Source organism: Burkholderia sp. L27(2015), assembly GCF_009765705.1.
Classification (GTDB): domain Bacteria; phylum Pseudomonadota; class Gammaproteobacteria; order Burkholderiales; family Burkholderiaceae; genus LMUX01.
In genome coordinates this window covers 753,524-772,347 of record NZ_LMUX01000017.1, presented here as the reverse complement: position 1 = coordinate 772,347, position 18,824 = coordinate 753,524, and the positions used below count along the sequence as shown (strand labels likewise).

The 18,824-nt window shown below is 60.2% G+C and carries 18 protein-coding genes; 8 read left to right on the top strand and 10 right to left on the bottom strand.

Translation table 11 applies throughout. The features are described from left to right. The 3 genes from GSQ77_RS17040 to GSQ77_RS17030 form a co-directional block, all read right to left on the bottom strand. The coding region (locus tag GSQ77_RS17040) for a CoA transferase subunit A (RefSeq protein ID WP_158903897.1) at window positions 1-446 on the bottom strand (446 nt) is incomplete at its 3' end. A gap of 260 nt (window positions 447-706) precedes the next feature. After that, window positions 707-1,123, bottom strand: coding sequence for a thioesterase family protein (locus tag GSQ77_RS17035; protein ID WP_158903896.1), 417 nt, complete (start codon window positions 1,121-1,123; stop codon window positions 707-709). 46 nt (window positions 1,124-1,169) lie between these two features. Beyond that, window positions 1,170-1,943, bottom strand: a complete 774-nt coding sequence (locus GSQ77_RS17030) for an SDR family oxidoreductase (protein WP_158903895.1) — start codon at window positions 1,941-1,943, stop codon at window positions 1,170-1,172. A 296-nt stretch (window positions 1,944-2,239) separates the two neighbouring features. On the opposite strand from GSQ77_RS17030, the gene GSQ77_RS17025 reads away from it, so the two are divergent. Next, window positions 2,240-3,913: an electron transfer flavoprotein-ubiquinone oxidoreductase gene (locus GSQ77_RS17025; protein WP_158903894.1), complete on the top strand. Its 1,674-nt coding sequence runs from the start codon at window positions 2,240-2,242 to the stop codon at window positions 3,911-3,913. Window positions 3,914-4,062: 149 nt separating this feature from the next. On the opposite strand, the gene aroC is transcribed toward GSQ77_RS17025, so the two are convergent. The 3 genes from aroC to GSQ77_RS17010 all read right to left on the bottom strand — a co-directional run bounded on the left by aroC (window position 4,063) and on the right by GSQ77_RS17010 (window position 7,748). Further along, window positions 4,063-5,163 carry a chorismate synthase gene (gene aroC / locus GSQ77_RS17020; RefSeq protein ID WP_158903893.1) on the bottom strand — a complete coding sequence of 367 codons (1,101 nt, stop codon included), beginning with the start codon at window positions 5,161-5,163 and terminating at the stop codon, window positions 4,063-4,065. A 51-nt stretch (window positions 5,164-5,214) separates the two neighbouring features. Then, window positions 5,215-7,089: an MFS transporter gene (locus tag GSQ77_RS17015; RefSeq protein WP_158903971.1), complete on the bottom strand. Its 1,875-nt coding sequence runs from the start codon at window positions 7,087-7,089 to the stop codon at window positions 5,215-5,217. Window positions 7,090-7,292: 203 nt separating this feature from the next. Continuing rightward, window positions 7,293-7,748: a CBS domain-containing protein gene (locus GSQ77_RS17010; RefSeq protein ID WP_158903892.1), complete on the bottom strand. Its 456-nt coding sequence runs from the start codon at window positions 7,746-7,748 to the stop codon at window positions 7,293-7,295. Between the two features lie 121 nt (window positions 7,749-7,869). Between GSQ77_RS17010 and GSQ77_RS17005 the strand changes: the two genes are divergently transcribed. The 3 genes from GSQ77_RS17005 (at window position 7,870) to GSQ77_RS16995 (ending at window position 10,528) form a co-directional block, all read left to right on the top strand. Next, complete coding sequence (locus GSQ77_RS17005) at window positions 7,870-9,261, top strand: O-acetylhomoserine aminocarboxypropyltransferase (protein WP_158903891.1); 1,392 nt, start codon at window positions 7,870-7,872, stop codon at window positions 9,259-9,261. Beyond that, window positions 9,258-10,091 carry an alpha/beta fold hydrolase gene (locus GSQ77_RS17000; protein ID WP_158903890.1) on the top strand — a complete coding sequence of 278 codons (834 nt, stop codon included), beginning with the start codon at window positions 9,258-9,260 and terminating at the stop codon, window positions 10,089-10,091. The genes GSQ77_RS17005 and GSQ77_RS17000 overlap by 4 nt, the downstream gene beginning before the upstream one ends. A 116-nt stretch (window positions 10,092-10,207) precedes the next feature. After that, the gene (locus GSQ77_RS16995; RefSeq protein WP_158903889.1) at window positions 10,208-10,528 is read left to right on the top strand and encodes an Mpo1-like protein; all 321 of its coding nucleotides are present in this window, start codon (window positions 10,208-10,210) and stop codon (window positions 10,526-10,528) included. 13 nt (window positions 10,529-10,541) lie between these two features. On the opposite strand, the gene GSQ77_RS16990 is transcribed toward GSQ77_RS16995, so the two are convergent. After that, window positions 10,542-11,882, bottom strand: coding sequence for a YihY family inner membrane protein (locus GSQ77_RS16990; RefSeq protein ID WP_158903970.1), 1,341 nt, complete (start codon window positions 11,880-11,882; stop codon window positions 10,542-10,544). A 156-nt stretch (window positions 11,883-12,038) separates the two neighbouring features. On the opposite strand from GSQ77_RS16990, the gene wrbA reads away from it, so the two are divergent. The 3 genes from wrbA to GSQ77_RS29830 all read left to right on the top strand — a co-directional run bounded on the left by wrbA (window position 12,039) and on the right by GSQ77_RS29830 (window position 14,443). Continuing rightward, complete coding sequence (gene wrbA, locus GSQ77_RS16985; protein WP_158903888.1) at window positions 12,039-12,665, top strand: NAD(P)H:quinone oxidoreductase; 627 nt, start codon at window positions 12,039-12,041, stop codon at window positions 12,663-12,665. 18 nt (window positions 12,666-12,683) lie between these two features. Then, window positions 12,684-14,153 (top strand): FAD-binding oxidoreductase, encoded by a 1,470-nt coding sequence (locus tag GSQ77_RS16980; RefSeq protein WP_158903887.1) that lies wholly within the window; start codon window positions 12,684-12,686, stop codon window positions 14,151-14,153. A 164-nt stretch (window positions 14,154-14,317) separates the two neighbouring features. Further along, the gene (locus tag GSQ77_RS29830) at window positions 14,318-14,443 is read left to right on the top strand and encodes a hypothetical protein (protein ID WP_301951161.1); all 126 of its coding nucleotides are present in this window, start codon (window positions 14,318-14,320) and stop codon (window positions 14,441-14,443) included. 25 nt (window positions 14,444-14,468) lie between these two features. On the opposite strand, the gene GSQ77_RS16975 is transcribed toward GSQ77_RS29830, so the two are convergent. Next, the gene (locus GSQ77_RS16975; RefSeq protein ID WP_158903886.1) at window positions 14,469-15,410 is read right to left on the bottom strand and encodes an AEC family transporter; all 942 of its coding nucleotides are present in this window, start codon (window positions 15,408-15,410) and stop codon (window positions 14,469-14,471) included. Window positions 15,411-15,694: 284 nt separating this feature from the next. Here GSQ77_RS16975 and GSQ77_RS16970 point away from each other — a divergent pair, with 284 nt between their 5' ends. Beyond that, entirely contained in the window at window positions 15,695-16,570 is an 876-nt protein-coding gene (locus GSQ77_RS16970) for a lipid A biosynthesis lauroyl acyltransferase (RefSeq protein ID WP_158903885.1), read from the top strand. On the opposite strand, the gene GSQ77_RS16965 is transcribed toward GSQ77_RS16970, so the two are convergent. Together GSQ77_RS16965 and GSQ77_RS16960 are read right to left on the bottom strand one after the other, a co-directional pair. After that, window positions 16,571-17,485 (bottom strand): LysR family transcriptional regulator, encoded by a 915-nt coding sequence (locus GSQ77_RS16965; RefSeq protein ID WP_158903884.1) that lies wholly within the window; start codon window positions 17,483-17,485, stop codon window positions 16,571-16,573. It abuts the gene before it with no gap. Window positions 17,486-17,509: 24 nt separating this feature from the next. Next, window positions 17,510-18,523 (bottom strand): zinc-binding alcohol dehydrogenase family protein, encoded by a 1,014-nt coding sequence (locus tag GSQ77_RS16960; RefSeq protein WP_158903883.1) that lies wholly within the window; start codon window positions 18,521-18,523, stop codon window positions 17,510-17,512. Window positions 18,524-18,824: the final 301 nt, after the last annotated feature.

Here is an 18,824-nt window from a genome sequence, read left to right as displayed (position 1 = left end):
GTCAACGATTTTTCCATGACGTAGTTTTCGCCATCGAATTCGCGCACTTCCTTGCCCTCGGCCACGATCGTGCCGTAGCCCGTCTTGGTGAAAAATGCCGGTATGCCCGAGCCGCCGGCGCGTAGTTTTTCAGCGAGCGTGCCTTGCGGTGTGAATTCCAGTTCGAGTTCGCCGGCCAGGTACTGCCGCTCGAACTCCTTGTTCTCGCCCACGTACGACGAAATCATCTTCTTGACTTGACGGGTTTCCAGCAGCAGGCCCAGACCAAAACCATCAACCCCGGCGTTGTTGCTGATGCAGGTCAGATTCTTCACGCCGCTATCGCGCAGCGCAGCGATCAGGGCCTCGGGAATACCGCATAGGCCGAAGCCGCCAACCGCGAACGTCTGGCCATCCTTGACCACGTCCGCTAGCGCCGCTTGGGCGCTGGGATAGTGCTTGTTCATCGAAAGTCCTCTTCCCTCATATCTCGATTAATGGGCCCGCTCTTTTTTACACCCCGCAAGATTACGCTACACCACATCGCGCTACTTCACATTGCGCTGCGTCACGTTGCACTGTTTTACATTGCATTGCTTCACTTGCGCTGCTTCACTTACATTAAGGCAGGGCCGGGACTGCCGTGCCTCGCCTGAAGCGTGACTCATGCGGGGTCCTATAGGGTAAGCCGGAGTTGTGCATTGCGCAATCAGAGGAACCCTGGACGTCAGACAGCGGCATCCAACAAAATCCGCAGCCTGTCGGGCAACGGTATCGAACGCCCGCCCGCGTAGTCGATCCACACCACCTTGGCGCCGCCTTCGGCCACCAGCACATCCGGTTTATCGATGCGCCGCAGCTCGAAGTGCGTTTCGAAACTGCTGTGTCCCACTTGCCCCGCAAACGTGCGGCACAAGATCTGTCCCGGATAGCGCAATTGCTGAAGAAACGTCATGCGGGCGTTCACGATCACCGGGCCGGTGCCTTCCAAACCGGTGCCCGGCGGCGCTATCTGCTCGAACCACTCGATACGGGCCTGCTCCATGTACCGGAAAAAATTGGTGTTGTTCACGTGGCCGAAGGCGTCCATATCGCCCCAGCGCAACGGCATCGTACATTCATAGACCAACTGAAAATCGCTCACTACCGGCCCTTTCCAAAACGTTTTTAGAATATCTAAAAGCGAATACCTAAACGCTGAAACCATCGTCGGCGGAAATCACCGCCCCATTGATAAATTGCGACTCATCGGCCGCGAGCAGCAACATCAACCCGTCGAGATCTTCCGGCTTGCCCACGCGTTTGCGCGGCAGCATTTGCAACAGCTTCTGGCCACCTTCGCTGGACCAGTGATGATGATTGATTTCGGTATCGATATAGCCGGGGCAAATCGCATTGACGTTGATGCCGTGGCGGCCCCACTCCTGCGCCATCGCCTTGGTCATATGGATGACTGCGGCTTTACTCATCGAATACAGCCCAATTTGCGGCAGCACGCGCAGCCCCGCCACCGATGCCACGTTGATGATGCGATAGGTCGGCTGGCCATTCAGATTGCCGCGCCGTATCATCCGCTTGGCCACTTCCTGCGCGACAAAAAACGCGCCGCGCGTATTGGTGTCGAACACGAACTGGAAATCTTCCGGCGTCACATCGACCAGTTTTTGCGTGGTCGACACGCCCGAATTGTTCACCAGAATGTCGATGGTGCCGGCTTCCGTTTCCGCATGGGCGATCGCTGCCTTGATGCTTGCGTGGTCGGTGACGTCGAGCGACACCACGTGCGCCGCGCCACCCATCGCTTCGATTTCGGCGCGCAGTTCCTTGAGACGTTCGACACGGCGGCTAGCCAGGACGACCTTGGCGCCGGCGCGTGCCAGGATATGCGCAAAGCGGGCGCCCAGACCGCTCGATGCACCAGTAACCAGTGCAACTTTCCCCTCGAGATTGATCGAACAACCCATTGTGACCTCCCTTCAATTGCTTTTGTTAAGGTTGCGTATTGCGGGTTCCTCGCGCTTTCCTCGCGTTTTCCCAATTACGCTTCCCTGAATAGTACGAACGTGCTAAAAGCTGAGGTGCCATTGCAGTCGCTCTCGCGCCTCAGCTTAGCGCATCAGCACTATTTCGGCTGCGGGACTGCGGGCACCGCTGGCGTGCAAAACGGACGATGCAATACTTTGCAGCGTTCGAATTTCATTCCACACCCAAACACCCGTTAAAATCCACATTCTACCGGCACCGATAAGATAAGAAACTCATGACACCCAGCAACCTGATCGAGCAATACGGCCCACGCGAAGCGATGGAGTACGACGTGGTGATCGTCGGAGGAGGCCCTGCCGGCCTGTCGGCAGCGATACGTCTGAAACAGCGTGCCACTGAGGCAGGCGTCGAGTGCAACGTCTGTATTCTGGAAAAGGGTTCTGAAATCGGTGCCCATATTTTGTCGGGCGCGGTGATGGACCCGATCGCGCTCAACGAATTGATACCCGACTGGAAAGCGCAAGGCGCGCCGCTCAACACGCCGGTCAGCGAAGATCGTTTCCTGTTCTTAGGCCGGGACAGCGCGCGCAAAGTGCCCAACTGGGCGCTGCCGGCGATCTTCCAGAACCACGGCAACTACGTGATCAGCTTGGCCAATGTGGCACGGTGGCTGGGTACCCAGGCCGAGGCGCTCGGTGTCGAGATTTTTCCGGGGTTTGCGGCGGCCGAAGTGCTGTACAACGACGACGGTTCGGTCAAGGGAGTTGCCACCGGCAACCTGGGCCTGGGCAAGAACGGCGAACCGACCGACCATTTTCAGCTCGGCATGGAGCTGCACGCCAAGTACACGCTGTTTTGCGAAGGCGCACGCGGCAACCTCGGGCGGCAGTTGAACAACAAATACCAGCTGGATGCCGGCAGCGACCCGCAAGCGTACGGCATCGGCATCAAGGAGCTGTGGGAGATCGATCCGGCCAAGCATCAGCCGGGGCTGGTGATCCACACCGCAGGCTGGCCGCTGGAAACCGACACCTATGGCGGCTCCTTCCTTTATCACTTGGAGAACAACCAGGTGATGATCGGCTTTGTGGTCGGGCTCGGTTATCAGAACCCGTATCTGTCGCCGTTCGAGGAATTCCAGCGCTACAAGACGCATCCGGCGATACGGACCTTCCTCGAAGGCGGTAAGCGCATCTCGTATGGCGCGCGCGCCATTACCGCCGGCGGCTTGATGTCACTGCCCAAGCTGGTGTTCCCGGGCGGCGCGCTGGTGGGTTGCGATGCCGGCTTCCTGAATGCTTCGCGCATCAAGGGCAGCCATGCCGCGATCAAGTCCGGCATGCTGGCGGCCGATGCGGCGTTCGATGCGTTGCAAGCCGGCCGTCAGGCCGACGAGCTGCAAGCGTATCCCGAGGCGTTCAAGACCTCATGGCTGCATCAGGAATTACATGGCGCGCGCAACTTCAAGCAATGGATGAGCAAGGGGCTGTACCTGGGCACCTTGATGGTCGGCATCGAGCAAAAGCTGCTCGGCGGCAAGATCCCCTGGACGCTGCATCACAAGCATGCCGATCATGAATGCCTGCGCCCGGCGGCGGACTATTCGCCTATCGTCTATCCGAAACCCGACGGCAAACTGACCTTCGACCGCTTGTCCTCGGTGTTTATTTCGAACACCAATCACGAGGAAAACCAACCGGCCCACCTGACGCTCAAGGATCCGTCGGTACCGGTCAGTCTCAATCTGGCGAAATATGCGGGCCCGGAAGCGCGCTATTGCCCGGCCGCGGTGTATGAGTTTGTGAAGAACGAGGACGGCTCGGACCGTCTGCAGATCAATGCGCAAAACTGTGTGCACTGCAAGACTTGCGATATCAAGGACCCGAGCCAGAATATCGTGTGGGTTCCACCCGAAGGCGGCGGCGGACCCAACTATCCGAACATGTGAGCACGGGTCAAAAGGACGTGTAGGCCTAGCCACTGGGCTAGCGACCGGCCGAAGATTGGGCTAGCGACCGGCCTGATCATCGGGCCTAGCGACCGGCCGAAAACGTCGGGCTAGCGATCGGCCTGGTCGGCCTGATCGGCAAATGCAGCCTAACCAGCCGACGCGGGAATCTTCGGCGTGGTCACCTGCACTTCCCCACACTGCGCCCGATGGCGTAGCGCGTGATCGATCAATACCAATGCGAGCATGCCCTCGGCAATAGGTGTTGCGCGTATTCCGACGCACGGATCGTGGCGCCCGAAGGTCTCGACGACAGCGGGCTGCCCGGCCTTATCGATGGAGTGTCGCGGCGTGCGTATGCTGGAAGTCGGCTTGATAGCAATCGACACGGTCAGGTCCTGCCCCGTGGAAATCCCGCCCAGCACCCCGCCCGCGTTATTGCTCAAGAAACCGTTCTCGGTCATTTCATCACCGTGCTCCGAGCCGTGTTGTGCAACCGAGCGAAATCCCGCTCCGATCTCCACGCCTTTCACCGCGTTGATACCCATCATCGCGTGCGCAATATCGGCATCGAGCCGGTCGAACAACGGCTCACCCAGACCCACCGGCATACCGCTGGCGACCACATTGATGCGCGCGCCGACCGAATCGCCGTCTTTGCGCAAGCCGTCCATATACTCTTCCAGTTGCGGGACAATTTCGGCATTGGGCGCGAAAAACGGATTCTCGCGCACCGCATCCCACGACACGAACGGAATCTCAATGGGCCCCAGTGCCGACATATACGCACGGATCTCGACGCCGAATTTTTCGCGCAGCCATTTCTTCGCGACCGCGCCCGCGGCCACAGTGGGCGCGGTCAGGCGCGCCGAAGAACGGCCACCGCCGCGCGGATCGCGAATGCCATATTTTTGCCAATACGTGTAATCGGCGTGGCCAGGCCGGAAGGTTTCGGCGATATTGCCGTAGTCCTTGCTGCGCTGATCGGTGTTACGAATCAACAGCGCAATCGGCGTGCCGGTGGTGTGACCTTCGTACACACCGGACAGGATCTCGACCAGGTCGGCTTCCTGGCGCTGCGTGACGTGGCGCGAAGTGCCCGGTTTGCGGCGATCGAGTTCCAGCTGGATGTCGGCTTCGGTGAGCGCGAGCCCGGGCGGGCAGCCATCGATCACGCAGCCGATGGCCGGTCCATGCGACTCGCCGAAAGTGGTGACCGCGAAAAGAGTACCTAAGGTATTACCGGACATGGCTAGCCGCGCTCTACGAGAAAAACGCCATTTTAACCCCGGCGCGCCATTTTAGCGCCATGCGCCACGTAGTTCGCCCACGCGCTGCTGTAGTTCCTCGGAAGTAACCGTCGCCGGATCAAGCGGCGCGCCCGCAACCAATTCGAGCCGATTCAAGATTCCGCGTCGGAATGGCCGACTGAAAGGCCGATTGGAGGTCGAGCCACCATCGCGCGAAAAAACGCTGCCCCACAAACCGCGTAACGCCATCGGCACCACGGGGCTAGGCGTCTCCTGGATCACCCGCAGTACGCCCCGTTTGAACGCGTTGATCTCGCCATCGTGCGTCAATTTTCCCTCTGGGAAAATGCATACAACTTCGCCGTTGCGCAATTTCTCCGCGATGGCGCCAAACGATCGCTCCAGCAGCGCAGCATCCTCATGCGCGGGCGCGATCGGAATCGCACCAACGGTGCGAAACGCCCAAGACAACAAAGGCGCGTTGTATATCCTGTGATCCATCACGAAGCGTACAGGCCGTGTCACCAACGCACCTATCACCACCGCATCGACGAAACTGACGTGATTGCACACCAGCACGCACGGTCCCTTTTCGGGGATGTGTTCGAGGCCATGCGTCTTCATTCGGTAGATCGTGTGCAGCAATAGCCACATCACAAAGCGCAGCAAAAACTCCGGCACCAGCGAATAAATGTAGGCGGCCACCAGCACGTTGAGCAGCGCCGTGGTCAGGAACAACTCGGGAATCGTGAAACCAAAATGCGACAGCACCAACGCGAGCACCGCCGACGAAATCATGAACAGCGAATTGAGGATATTGTTCGCCGCAATGATGCGTGCCCGATGGGTAGGCTGGCTGCGGCTTTGGATCAATGCATATAGCGGCACGCTGTAGAGGCCGCCAAACAGGGCGAGCAGGAACAGATCCGCCAGCACGCGCCAGTGCCCCGCGTAAGAGAGGAACTCGCCGACGTTGAGCAACTGCGGCATCACCGCGGCGTGGCGGCTCGCAAAATACAGATCGATGCCGAACACGCTCATACCGATCGAACCCAGCGGCACCAGGCCGATTTCAATCCGTCGCCCCGACAGCTTTTCGCACAACACCGACCCGAGCCCGATGCCGACCGAGAACGTACCCAGCAACATCGTCACGACATCCGCGTTGCCCGACAACACCAATTTGGCGAAATTAAAAAACGAGGTCAAGTAGGTCGCGCCCACGAACCAGAGCCACGAAATGCCCAACAGGCTGAGGAATACCGTGCGGTCTTGGCGCGCCAGACGCAGGTTCCGCCACGTCTCGGTCACCGGATTCCAGTTGATTTTCAGATCCGGCTGGGAAGCCGGCGAAACCGGGACGCCTGATGAAACCAGCCGCCCCATGACCGCAAGCCCGATGCAACCGGCGGCCAGCGCGTCGGCCCCATAGACGCCCATGCCACCGGCCGCCCCACCGATGATCGTGCCGATCAGGATCGCAACGAAAGTGCCCATTTCGACCAGGCCATTGCCGCCCACCAATTCGCTTTTCGCCAGATGCTGCGGCAGATAGGCATATTTGACCGGGCCGAACACGGTCGAATGCACACCCATCGCAAACGTACACACATAGAGAAGCGCGGCGCTGTGTAGATAGAACCCGACGGCCCCCACGACCATCACGATAATTTCAAAATTCTTGACCAGCCGTGTCATGAACGCTTTGTCGAATTTATCGGCAACCTGCCCCGAGGTAGCTGAAAACAAAACAAAAGGCACGATAAAAATGGCGGAGATAATAAATGCCGCGCTTGCGCCGTCGACGCCAGTGAACATCGCGGTTTGATACGTGACCAGCGACGTGAAGCCGATTTTAAAAACGTTGTCGTTCATGGCCCCAAGGAACTGAGTCCAGAAAAACGGCGCGAAGCGCCTTTCGCGCATCAGGCGACCTTGGCTATGTCCAGCGGCGGCAGGCGGTGCGTCAACAGGATGAGTCGATTCGGACACTGGGAGGTCGCTTATGAGAGTGCTTGTGAGACTGCTTATGCAGCGTACTTATGGAGCGCACATTGTGACGCACTCGGACAAAAAAAAAGCGCGCTACGCGCACGCTTTTTTTGGCGGCAGTGACTTCGGCCAGGGGATCAGCCCGGCTGCCCTTCCTGTTCTTCCGGCCAATCGCGAATATACGCCTTGAGCATGCGGTTTTCAAAACCCTGCTCCTCGACCACTGCGCGAGCAACGTCATAGAACGAGATAACGCCCATCAGCGTGCGGTTCTCCAGCACCGGCAGATAGCGCGCGTGACGTTCGAGCATCATGCGCCGGACTTCGTTGACATCCGTTTCCGGCGTACAAGTGAGCGGATGGTCGTCCATCACCTTGCGAATCGTCGTGGTGCCGACCGACCCCTTATTCTCGCGCAGAATGATGATGATTTCGCGAAAGGTCAGCATCCCGACCAGGTCACCGTACTCCATGACAACCAACGAGCCGATATCACGTTCGGCCATCGAATCGATCGCTTGCTGTAGCGTTGTGTCCGGCGTCACCGTGAAAAGAGCGCTGCCTTTTACTTTCAGTATGTCGCTAACTTTCATGGTCCCCCTCCTGCATTAATATGTTGTTTGATGCTAGCGTAAAGCCCAGTAAAAGGAAAGTCGCTTCGCCCGTCCTAGGGTAAGTCAGGTCGGCCGCCCCTATCAGGAGACACATTCGCTCATGCCTAGTCACCGTTTCGACACCCTCACGCTGCACGCGGGTGCATCGCCCGACCCCGCGACGGGCGCTCGCGCCACGCCCATTTATCAGACCACGTCCTTTGTTTTCAAAGACGCCGACCATGCGGCGGCGCTATTCAATATGGAACGTGCGGGCCACGTTTATTCGCGCATTTCGAACCCGACCGTCGCGGCCTTCGAAGAGCGCATGGCCGCGCTAGAGAACGGCGTCGGGGCGATTGCCACGGCAAGTGGGCAAGCGGCGCTGCACTTGGCGATCGTCACGCTGCTGGGCGCGGGCTGCCATATTGTCGCGTCCGCGGCCTTGTATGGCGGCTCGCATAATCTACTGCACTATACGTTGCCGCGCTTCGGCATCGAGACGACCTTCGTCGATCCGCGCGACCTGAACGCTTGGCGCGCAGCGATCCGGCCCAACACGCGGCTGTTGTTCGGCGAGACGCTCGGCAATCCGGGCCTCGACGTGCTCGATCTGGACGCGGTGGCCGACATCGCGCATCAGCACGGCGTGCCGCTGCTGGTCGATTCGACGTTTACGACGCCGTGGTTATTGCGTCCGTTCGAACACGGCGCCGACCTGGTCTATCATTCCGCGACCAAATTTTTGGGCGGCCACGGCACCACCATAGGCGGGGTGGTCGTCGACGGCGGATGTTTCGATTATGTCGCGTCGGGCCGCTTCCCGGAATTGACCGAACCGTATGACGGTTTTCACGGCATGGTGTTTGCCGAAGAAAGCACGGTCGCGCCGTTTTTGCTGCGTGCGCGCCGCGAAGGCTTGCGCGACTTTGGCGCATGCCTGCATCCGCAGGCGGCCTGGCAATTGTTGCAGGGCGTGGAGACGCTGCCGCTGCGCATGGCGCGGCATATCGACAACACGCGCCGCGTGGTCGAATTTCTGGTCGGGCACGAGGCGGTGGAGTCGGTCGCTTATCCAGAGCTCGACAGCCATCCCGATTACGCACTCGCCAAGCGCTTGCTGCCGCGCGGTTGCGGCGCCGTGTTCAGCTTCAATCTCAAAGGCGACCGAGCGGCGGGACGCCGCTTTATAGAGAATCTCGCGTTGTTTTCGCATTTGGCCAATGTGGGCGACGCGCGCTCGCTGGTGATACACCCGGCCTCCACGACACATTTCCGGATGGACCGCGAGGCGCTGCAACGTGCAGGGATTACCGAGGGCACCATTCGTTTGTCGATCGGGCTGGAAGATGTCGACGATTTGATCGATGACCTCAAGCGCGGCTTGAAAGCCGCGCGCAAAAGCGAGCGCACTGCGCCGACAGCCAATGCCACCGAGTCCGTTCGAGGCGTCGCGGCGACCCAGGCTGAAGGCCCCGCTGCTTCCAGCAACGTTACCAAGGAGACGCCATGAATCTGACAGTCGCGGGACGTGCGGCCTACGTCTATACGGGCGGCAAAACACCGACCGCCGATCAACCCACTGCGGTATTCATCCACGGCGCTCAACACGACCACTCGGTGTGGATCATGCAAACGCGCTACTTCGCGCATCACGGCTTTAACGTATTGGCCGTCGATCTGCCCGGCCATGCACGCAGCGCAGCGCCAGCGTTGACCAGCGTCGCCGCGCTTGCGCACTGGCTGATCTCGCTGCTCGATGCCGCAGGCGTAGCGCGCGCCGTGCTGATCGGTCACAGCATGGGCTCGCTGATTGCCCTCGAGGCGGCAGCACTCTATCCCGCACGGGTGAGTGCGTTGGCGCTGGTTGCGACCGCGTTTCCGATGCAAGTCTCCGCCGCGTTACTGGATGCCGCCCAGCATCGGCTGCCCGAAGCGATCGACATGATCAATACCTGGTCGCACTCGACCATCGCCGCCAAGCCGTCGTTTCCGGGCCCCGGTTTCTGGATGCAAGGCGGCAATCAGCGATTGATGGAGCGCGTCGGTGCGCTCAATCCGGAACCTGTGCTGCTCACCGATTTCTCGGCCTGCAACGCCTACGATCGCGGTTTCGAAGCCGCCACGCAAGTGCATTGCCCAGTGCTATTTGTGCTTGGAAAGCGCGATCTGATGACGCCGGCTCGCGCCGCGCAGCCGTTGGCGCAAGCACTGAGCGAGGCGGGTGCCACCGTGACGACGGTGGTGCTCGATGGCGGCCATGCGCTGATGGCGGAACGACCCGACGAAACGCTGGATGCTTTATACGGGTTCGCCCGCAAAGCTTCGGTCGAGTTGGTGTAACGCATGTGACCGGGCCCGCGTTCCTGTTCACCCCGCCCGCCCAAAAAAGCGGAACCCCGGCGCGCGTTCCGGGTCATATCAACATGACGCGGAATACGCGCAAATAGGGGGAGACCATGAACCATGACACCCACGCACCGGCTTATGCAAGTTTCGCGGAGTTCTACCCGTTTTATCTCGGCGAACACCGCAACATAAGCTGTCGCCGGATGCATTTCTTCGGCTCGCTATTCGCACTAGGTTGCGTGGGCATGGCAATCGCCACGCTGGACTGGTTTTGGCTCCCGCTGGCGCTGGTCTGCGGCTATGGATTCGCGTGGCTAGGGCATATCGTGTTCGAGAAAAATCGCCCCGCTACCTTCCGTCATCCGCTCTATAGCCTGATTGGCGACTGGGTGATGTTCAGCGAAATCTGCCGCGGACGCATTCCGTTTTAAAGCCCATGCAAACTCACGGCACGCGAAAGCCTGCCTCGGCATTCTCGACCGTGCGCGAACTCGAATCGTCCACGGCAATCATGGGTGCTTCGCGCTTCACCATCAATTGATCGAGCGTGAGCCTGAAATGCTTGCTATTGAGCGCATGGCACAGCAACGCGCCATTGAACGGTGTCGGCGCATGCGCCAGCTCCTGGCCTAACTCGACCCGGTTGAGCACAAATAAATCGAACAGCGCGTCGAGCGAAATCTGCGTCGGATTGGCCAGCAAGATCCATCGTTCGGGACCGTTATCGCCCGGCAGTCTGGCAATCCACTGGCGAGCTTCCAGCGCATCGAGCAAACGCACCATCGTATTGAGGTCGCAGCGCAATACGCGCGACAAGGCGCTGCACGCATAGCCGCCCAAGCCCTCCTCGCGCGCCTGTTCGAGGACGATCAGCAGGCCAATCGCATCGAGCAGGTCACCGCCGGCATAGGAAGCGCGCCGGTATTCCCCGGCTCGAATTGCCGGCAGCAGCGAAACCACCGTGGCGCCGAGCAACGTGATCAGCCAGTTCAGATACACCCAGATCAGGAAAATCGGCAGCGTCGCGAACGCGCCGTACACCGCCGTATAAGTCGGGAACCTGCGCATGTACATGCCAAAACCATGTCGCGCCAATTCGAAACCCAGACCGGCCAGCACCGCGCCAATCACCGCATCGCGCCATTCGACACGGCAATTCGGCAAATACACATACAACAGCGTGTAGGCGAGGATCGTCAGCGGAAGTGCCGTGCCGGTCAGCCCCAACGCCATCATCGGGCCCATATGATGGGCGTTTCCCGCCGCCGCACCGAGGCTGCCCGACCAGTTCGCCGACTCCGTGAGCACGAACGAGGAAATTGACAGGCTCAAGCCAAACAAGATCGGGCCGAGCGTGATGATGCTCCAGTACACCAGCACCCGCTGCGTGAGGGGCCGCGATTTACGCACGCGCCAAATCACGTTGAACACCGATTCGATGGTCATCATCGTCATCACGGCCGTCACCCCGAGCACCAGCAAACCGGCCGTAGTCAGCCCTTTTGCCTTCGAGACAAACTCGTCGAGATATTTGAAGATCTGGATGCTCACCTGCGCCGGCATCAGATGATCGGCAAGAAAGCCTTGCAAGGCCACCTGGAACGACGAGAACATCGGAAACGCCGTGAAAATGGCGAAACCCACCGTCACGAGCGGCACCACGGAGAGCACCGTGGTAAAGGTCAGGCTACTCGCGACTTGCGGAATCCGATCTTCGCGGCTGCGGCGAATCGTGAATTTCACCAAGCGCCGGAGCACCTCAAAATCAAACGAAAGCATGGTCAGCACGGCTCCTGCGAGCTTTTGGACGGTTGGATTCAGATTGGATCCTGCGTGAGGTCCGGTTGAAGCTGGGTTGTCCTACGGGTCGAGCTTCGGGGTGGTCTCCGGGTTGATCTCCGGGTTGATCTCCTATAATACGCGCTCAAACTGGCAGACTCTATGAAAGACATCCTCGTTCTCTATTACACCCGCTTCGGCGCCACTCGCGAACTTGCACTTGCGCTGGCCGCCGGCATCGACAGCGTGCCCGGCACCCAGGCGCGCTTGCGCACGGTGCCCGCCATCTCAACCGTATGCGAAGCGACCCAACCGGAAATTCCGGATGACGGGCCACCCTATGCCGAGGTGCGCGACCTCGAAGAATGTGCCGGCCTCGCGCTCGGTTCGCCCACGCGCTTCGGCAATATGGCCGCCCCGCTCAAGTATTTTCTCGATGGCACCTCGCCGCAGTGGCTTTCGGGTGCACTGACCGGCAAGCCCGCCTGCGTGTTTACTTCGACGGGCAGCCTGCACGGCGGTCAGGAAAGCACGCTGCTTTCAATGATGCTGCCGCTCTTGCACCACGGCATGCTGATCCTGGGCATCCCCTACGCGGAAAGCGCGCTGACCACCACGCAGACCGGCGGCACTCCCTATGGCGCCTCTCACTTTGCGCGTGCCGAGCGCGGCGGTACCGAGCGCGAAAGCCGTAACGGTGTGCTGAGCGCCGACGAAAAAACCTTGGCGACCGCGCTCGGTGCGCGACTTGCGCGCAGCGCGTTGGCGCTGGGCGCCCAAGTACGCTGACATGGAGTCGGGTCCCACATGACTGAACACAACACCCCCACCACCTCGTTCTCCGACCCGTTTTGCAACGCGTGCGCCGAAGCGATCGGCGCGGCTCACGTGTACACGCAAGCGCACGACACCGCGCCCTACCTGACGGACTGGCGCAAACGCTATACCGGCACGGCGCGCGCGGTACTTTGCCCGGCCAACGCAGAAGAAGTCGCGGCACTGGTCAAACTATCGGCGCAGTACCGCGTCGCCCTGGTCCCGCAAGGCGGCAACACCGGGCTGGCAGGCGGCGCCACGCCCGACACGAGCGGCACGCAAGCGGTGTTGAGCCTGCGGCGCCTGACCAAGATCCGTGAACTCGACACGACCAATCATACGATCACGGTGGAAGCCGGCTGCATCCTGGCCGAAATCCAGCGCGTGGCGCGCGAAGGCGGATGCCTGTTTCCGCTGTCGCTGGCGGCGGAAGGCAGCTGCACGATAGGCGGAAACCTGGCGACCAACGCAGGCGGCACCAGTGTGTTGCGCTATGGCAATGCGCGCGAACTGTGCTTGGGGCTGGAAGTCGTCACGCCCCAAGGCGAAATATGGAGTGGCCTGCGCGGACTGCGCAAGGACAACACCGGCTACGATTTGCGCGACCTGTTTATCGGTGCCGAAGGCACATTAGGCGTGATCACGGCGGCCGTGCTGAAGCTCTACCCTTTGCCCGCGGCGCGAGTGACAGCGCTCGCCGCACTGCCCACGCCGCAGGCTGCGCTGAGCTTGCTCGAACTGGCGCAACGCATTTGCGGACCACTATTGACCGGCTTCGAATTGATGTCCGATTTTTGCCTGCAACTCGTGAACCAGCATTATCCGGCGCTGCGCTACCCTTACGCGCAGCGGCATGCTCAAACGGTGCTGCTGGAGCTGTCGGATAACGAAAGCGAAAGCCACGCCCGCGCGCTATTCGAGCAACTGATGGAACAGGCGTTCGACGCTGGCCTGGTGGCTGACGCCGTGGTCTCCGAGAACCTCGCGCAATCGCGCGCGTTCTGGAACCTGCGCGAACATATTCCGCTGGCCCAGGCCGAAGAAGGTTTGAACATCAAGCACGATATTGCCGTGCCGGTCTCGCAGATCGCCCACTTCATCGAGGCCACGGACAAGCTCGTTGCACAAGTCGCTCCGGGTGCGCGGATGGTGACGTTCGGGCATATGGGCGACGGCAATCTGCATTACAACGTGCAGGTACCGGCTGGAGGAGATGGACCTGCGTTTCTGCGCGACTACCAGGAGGCGATCAACCGCGTGGTGCACGACAGCGTGCATCGGCATCGCGGCAGTATCAGCGCCGAGCATGGCCTGGGCCAGTTGAAGGCAAACGAAGCCGCAAGGTATAAATCGCCGGTCGAGATCGCGTTGATGCGTTCGATCAAAACGGCGCTCGATCCGGAGAACCGCATGAACCCGGGGAAGGTGCTGCCGCAGGGTCATGACTTCCCGGTCAGATAGTCCGATCAATAGGGCACCGGGAACCTACGTGTGCGACGCATCGACGCGTACCAGCGCGTGACGGTACATAACGGCTTAAAATAGCTGAGTTTTCCCCATTTCACTTCGACGCCCGGCCGTAGCACTTGTGCTATTCGGCTAGGGGCGGCGTCCACACCACACCTATGGCAACTTATCTTTTATTGGGCGGCGGCATCGCCATTGCAGTGCTGTTGGCGTTCGGCAGCATCTTTCAATCGTGGCGCGAGGAAAAGCGGCGCGATATCGCGGATCGCGCCAACGAGAAATAGCGCGTGCGCGGCGCTCTCGCGTTCTTCATTGATGCAATACCACCAAGCATAACGACACCGTCACCAGCGAGATCACCGTCGAAATCAAGATCACGTTGGAAATCATCGCGCCGTCGCGTCGATAATATTCGGCCAACATGAACGGGCCCGTGCCTGTGGGCAGCGCCGCGAGCAGCACGGCCGACTCCGCCCACAAGGGCGGCATCGCAAATACCTTGAACGCAAGCCAGCCCGTCACCAGCGGCTGCAGCACCAGCTTGATCGCCACCAGCATCAACATCGCGGCGGGTTCGCGCCGGCCATGCCCGGCGGCCAGAAAAAGCCCCAAGCCCACCAGCGCGCACGGGCTGGCAGAGGCACCGAGCAGTTTCAGGAACTGTTCGGCGCCAGCCGGCACATGCAAGCCGGTCGCCGCAAACAGCGCACCCAATACCGGCGATGCCAGCAAAGGGTTACGCACCAGCGACACACTCACTTTGCGAAACAGCGGCCAAAGCTGCACATCGTGCGTATGGCGTTGCTGGCCGATCTCGATTAGCACGATAGTGCCGGCAAACAGTACGCATACGGTCAAGATCGTGGCGATGATCGCCGGCTGCAAGCTGGCCGGCCCCAATGCCAGCGAACACAGTGGGATGCCGATAAAACCGGTATTGGCGTAGGAGGCGCTCAAGCTGTCGATGCTGTTGTCGACCCACGGCCGCTTTTGCACGCGCCGCACCGCGAAAGCCACCCCGAAACCGACGACCGTGCCCAACCCATAGGCCCCGATAAAAGCAGGTTGCAGCAAGCTGTGCCAATCGGAATGAGCCATGACGTCAAACAGCAAGGCCGGCAGCGCCAAGTAAATGACATAGCGATTCAGTTCGGACGATGCATTAGGCCCCAGCACACCGCACTTGCGGCAGAGAAACCCCGCCAGGATCAAACCGAAAATCGGCAAAACTACAGAAAAGATCAAACCCATGCATTCCCCGAGTCGACGCATCTGGCCCGCATAGCGAGCGGCAAAGACGCAATCTTAGTCATCGCGGACCGACTGCGCCAATACTATGTGAGGCCGCGCGGGCGTTTGCGGGGGTATCAGTCGGTCCTACCTGGAAACTCCGCGGCCTTCCTGACGTCTTGTAATGTGAAAAATTAAAAAATCGGCGCAATAGTCCGTAGAATCAGCGCAGCACGACTCACCAAGTCCGACTGCGTCCCCCCTCCTTCATGACCGCTGCCGTTTGCGCAGCAGGCCTCCCAAATTTGAAAAAACTCTTCTTTTACCTCATCGTTGGTTTGTTGCGGGTGTTCGCCTTTCTGCCTTACAGCGTGGTCGCACGTGCCGGAGCCTTACTCGGCGCTGTCTTGTATCAGATACCCAGCTCACGTAAAAAAATCGTGCTCGTGAACCTGGCGCTATGTTTCCCGGGGCGCAGCGAGGCGCACTATTCGGCACTGGCCTGCGCTCATTTCCAGCATGTGATTCGAAGCTATGTCGAGCGCGGCATCCAGTGGTTCGGCAGCGAGCGGGCACTGCGCAAGCTCGTGGAGATCGACAGCCAGATTGATCTCGCCGACCCCGACGCGCCGCCCACGATCTTCATGGGCTTCCACTTCGTCGGCATCGAAGCGGGCTGCATGCTGTATTCGATGAACCACCCTATTACCGCTCTGTATGGCCTCATGTCGGACCGACGCTTGAGCGAGCTCGCCCGTACGCAACGTGGACGCTTCGGCGCCGACATGGTGCTGCGCTCCGACAGCGCTCGCGCCATCATCAGACGGTTGCGCGACGGCGTGCCGGTGATGCTGGCCGCCGATCTGGATCACGGCATCAAGAATTCGGTCTTCGTGCCGTTCTTTGGCGTCCAGACCTGCACGCTGACTTCCGTATCGCGGCTGGCCAAGCTGAGCGGCGCGCGCGTCGTGCCATTCGTGACCGAGGTGTTGCCCAACTACGCCGGTTATAAGCTCAAGGTATTCAAGCCGTTGGCCGATTTTCCGTCCGATTGCGAGACGGCCGATGCGCGCCGCATGAACGCGTTTCTGGAAACCCAGATCGAACGCTTTCCCGAACAGTATTACTGGGTGCATCGGCGTTTCAAAAGCCGGCCGCTGGGCGTGGTAAGTGTGTATTAGTCAGCGTCTATTAAACTCATCCACCAGCACATTACAACGCGCTTGCAGATCGTCGCGCAAACGTGTCACTGCCGCCGATAGCAGCGTGCGGTGGGGGCATAGCAGATTCAAAGGTGCGGCTTCTCCCTGCCAATCCGGCAGCAGCACCACCAAGCGCCCGGCTTTTACGTCGCGCGCCATATCGAGCCACGATTTATACGCGATGCCCTGTCCGCTAAGCGCCCAGCGGCGTACTACCTCGGCATCGTCGCTCACACGATCGCCCTTGACGGCAACTTCCGCGGTATCGCGCCCGCGATGGAATCTCCAGCGGTTGTGGACCTGATCGCCAAGCATGAACAGCAGGCAGTTATGCTGCCTCAACGCATCGACACTGGCTGGCGGCCCATGTCGCGCCAGATAGGCCGGCGACGCACAGAGCACACGCCGGTTGGCAGCCGCCAGCGGCAACGCGATCAAATTGGAATCTTCGGGCAAGCCGTAGCGTATCGCCAGGTCCACCGGTTGGCGGTACATGTCGGTCACGCGGTCGCTAAAACGCAGCCGCATCGCAAGCTTAGGGTGGGCGAGCTGGAATTCGTCTAGCCATTCCAGCAGCACATTGCGCCCGAAATCGGAAGGCGCGGCGATATGCAGCGTGCCGCCCAACGCGGCTTTATCGCGAGAGATTTCCGCCTGACCGTCGGCCAGCAGCCGCAGCACTTCGCGCACATGCTGCAGATAACGTTCGCCTTCGCGAGTCAGGCGCAGGCTGCGCGTCGAGCGAATAAAAAGCGGCGTGTCCAGCGTAAGCTCGAGCCGCTTGATCGCGGTGCTCGCCACCGCCGGAGCCACGCCGAGATCGCGCGCAGCCGCCGACAAACTTCCGCTGTCGGCGGCTTGCACGAACACGTTCAAATCTTCGAGCCTGAGCAAATCCGCGATCCTTTCTGAGTTCTTTCAGAACCCTTCGAGCACAATCTTGCCGACCGAACGCTGGCTTTCCAGCAGCGCATGGGCACGCTTGAGATTGGTCGCGTTGATCGCACCGAAGTGTTCGGCCAGGGTGGTCTTGATAGTACCTTGATCGACCAGCTCGGCCACCCGGTTGAGCAACGCGTTTTGCTGCGCAATGTCGGGCGTTGTAAACATCGACCGGGTGAACATGAATTCCCAGTGCAGCGACGCGCTCTTGCGTTTGAGCTTGCGCACATCGAGTTGCGCCGGATCGTCGATCAGACCGAACTTGCCCTGTGGCACAAGCGCTTCGACCAACTGATCGAAATGGGCATCGGTCTGGTTCAAGCTCGCGATATAGGTCACTTGCGGCAAGCCTGCACGCTTGAGTTCTTCGGCCAGCGGTTTGCTATGGTCGATTACATGATGCGCGCCCAAGGAGCTCACCCAATCGCGGGTTTCCTGGCGCGACGCGGTACCGATCACGGTCAGGCCGGTCAACTGGCGCGCCAATTGCACCATGACCGAACCCACGCCGCCAGCCGCACCCACGATGAGCAGCGACTGGCCCTTGGCGGCATCGCCCTGCGGTACTTGCAAGCGGTCAAACAACAATTCCCAGGCGGTGATGGTCGTCAGCGGCATGGCGGCGGCATGGGCGAAATCCAGCGTCTTCGGCATGTGGCCGACGATGCGTTCGTCCACCAGGTGCAACTCGCTATTGGTGCCGGGGCGCGTGAGCGAGCCCGCGTACCAGACGCGATCGCCCGGCTTGAACAGGCTCACGTCGGACCCGACGGCGCGCACGATGCCGCTTGCGTCGTAACCGAGTACCTTGGCCTCGCCGTCGGCCGGCGCGGCGCTGGCGCGCACTTTCGTATCGACGGGATTGACCGACACGGCCTTGATCTCGACCAGCAAATCGTGGCCCTGCGCTACGGGGTCGGGCAAATTGAGATCCAGCAGCGACTGCGCGTCGCTAATCGGCAATGCCTTGTGCAAACCTATCGCTTTCATGACGCATCCTCGGTGGAAAAAGGAAAATGAAACGGAAAATGAAAAGAAACCTGCTCCATGCGTGCCCCGCTCTGGGTTGCCCTGAGCTGCTTTGAGCTCACTGCAGTGCGCTGATTACGGGTCGGCACGACTTGACGGGCTCATAGTGACTCATCTTCGAATAAATAAAAAGTAGGCCGAAACGCAAACACTTTCAATTTGAAAATGAAAATGGTGCCCAAGCTTGTTGCCGTGCCCGCCCAGGGCTAGCGCTCAACCGCCTGCGAAAGACCGGACTCCAGAGAGTCGCTGCATCGCGCTT

Excerpts from the sequence above, each read along its gene's own strand:
- GSQ77_RS17030 (WP_158903895.1), bottom strand. The coding sequence starts at position 1,943 with ATGGGTTGTTCGATCAATCTCGAGGGGAAAGTTGCACTGGTTACTGGT.
- GSQ77_RS17025 (WP_158903894.1), top strand. The coding sequence starts at position 2,240 with ATGACACCCAGCAACCTGATCGAGCAATACGGCCCACGCGAAGCGATG.
- aroC (WP_158903893.1), bottom strand. The coding sequence starts at position 5,163 with ATGTCCGGTAATACCTTAGGTACTCTTTTCGCGGTCACCACTTTCGGC.
- GSQ77_RS17015 (WP_158903971.1), bottom strand. The coding sequence starts at position 7,089 with ATGCGCGAAAGGCGCTTCGCGCCGTTTTTCTGGACTCAGTTCCTTGGG.
- GSQ77_RS17010 (WP_158903892.1), bottom strand. The coding sequence starts at position 7,748 with ATGAAAGTTAGCGACATACTGAAAGTAAAAGGCAGCGCTCTTTTCACG.
- GSQ77_RS17005 (WP_158903891.1), top strand. The coding sequence starts at position 7,870 with ATGCCTAGTCACCGTTTCGACACCCTCACGCTGCACGCGGGTGCATCG.
- GSQ77_RS17000 (WP_158903890.1), top strand. The coding sequence starts at position 9,258 with ATGAATCTGACAGTCGCGGGACGTGCGGCCTACGTCTATACGGGCGGC.
- GSQ77_RS16995 (WP_158903889.1), top strand. The coding sequence starts at position 10,208 with ATGAACCATGACACCCACGCACCGGCTTATGCAAGTTTCGCGGAGTTC.
- wrbA (WP_158903888.1), top strand. The coding sequence starts at position 12,039 with ATGAAAGACATCCTCGTTCTCTATTACACCCGCTTCGGCGCCACTCGC.
- GSQ77_RS16980 (WP_158903887.1), top strand. The coding sequence starts at position 12,684 with ATGACTGAACACAACACCCCCACCACCTCGTTCTCCGACCCGTTTTGC.
- GSQ77_RS29830 (WP_301951161.1), top strand. The coding sequence starts at position 14,318 with ATGGCAACTTATCTTTTATTGGGCGGCGGCATCGCCATTGCAGTGCTG.
- GSQ77_RS16975 (WP_158903886.1), bottom strand. The coding sequence starts at position 15,410 with ATGGGTTTGATCTTTTCTGTAGTTTTGCCGATTTTCGGTTTGATCCTG.
- GSQ77_RS16960 (WP_158903883.1), bottom strand. The coding sequence starts at position 18,523 with ATGAAAGCGATAGGTTTGCACAAGGCATTGCCGATTAGCGACGCGCAG.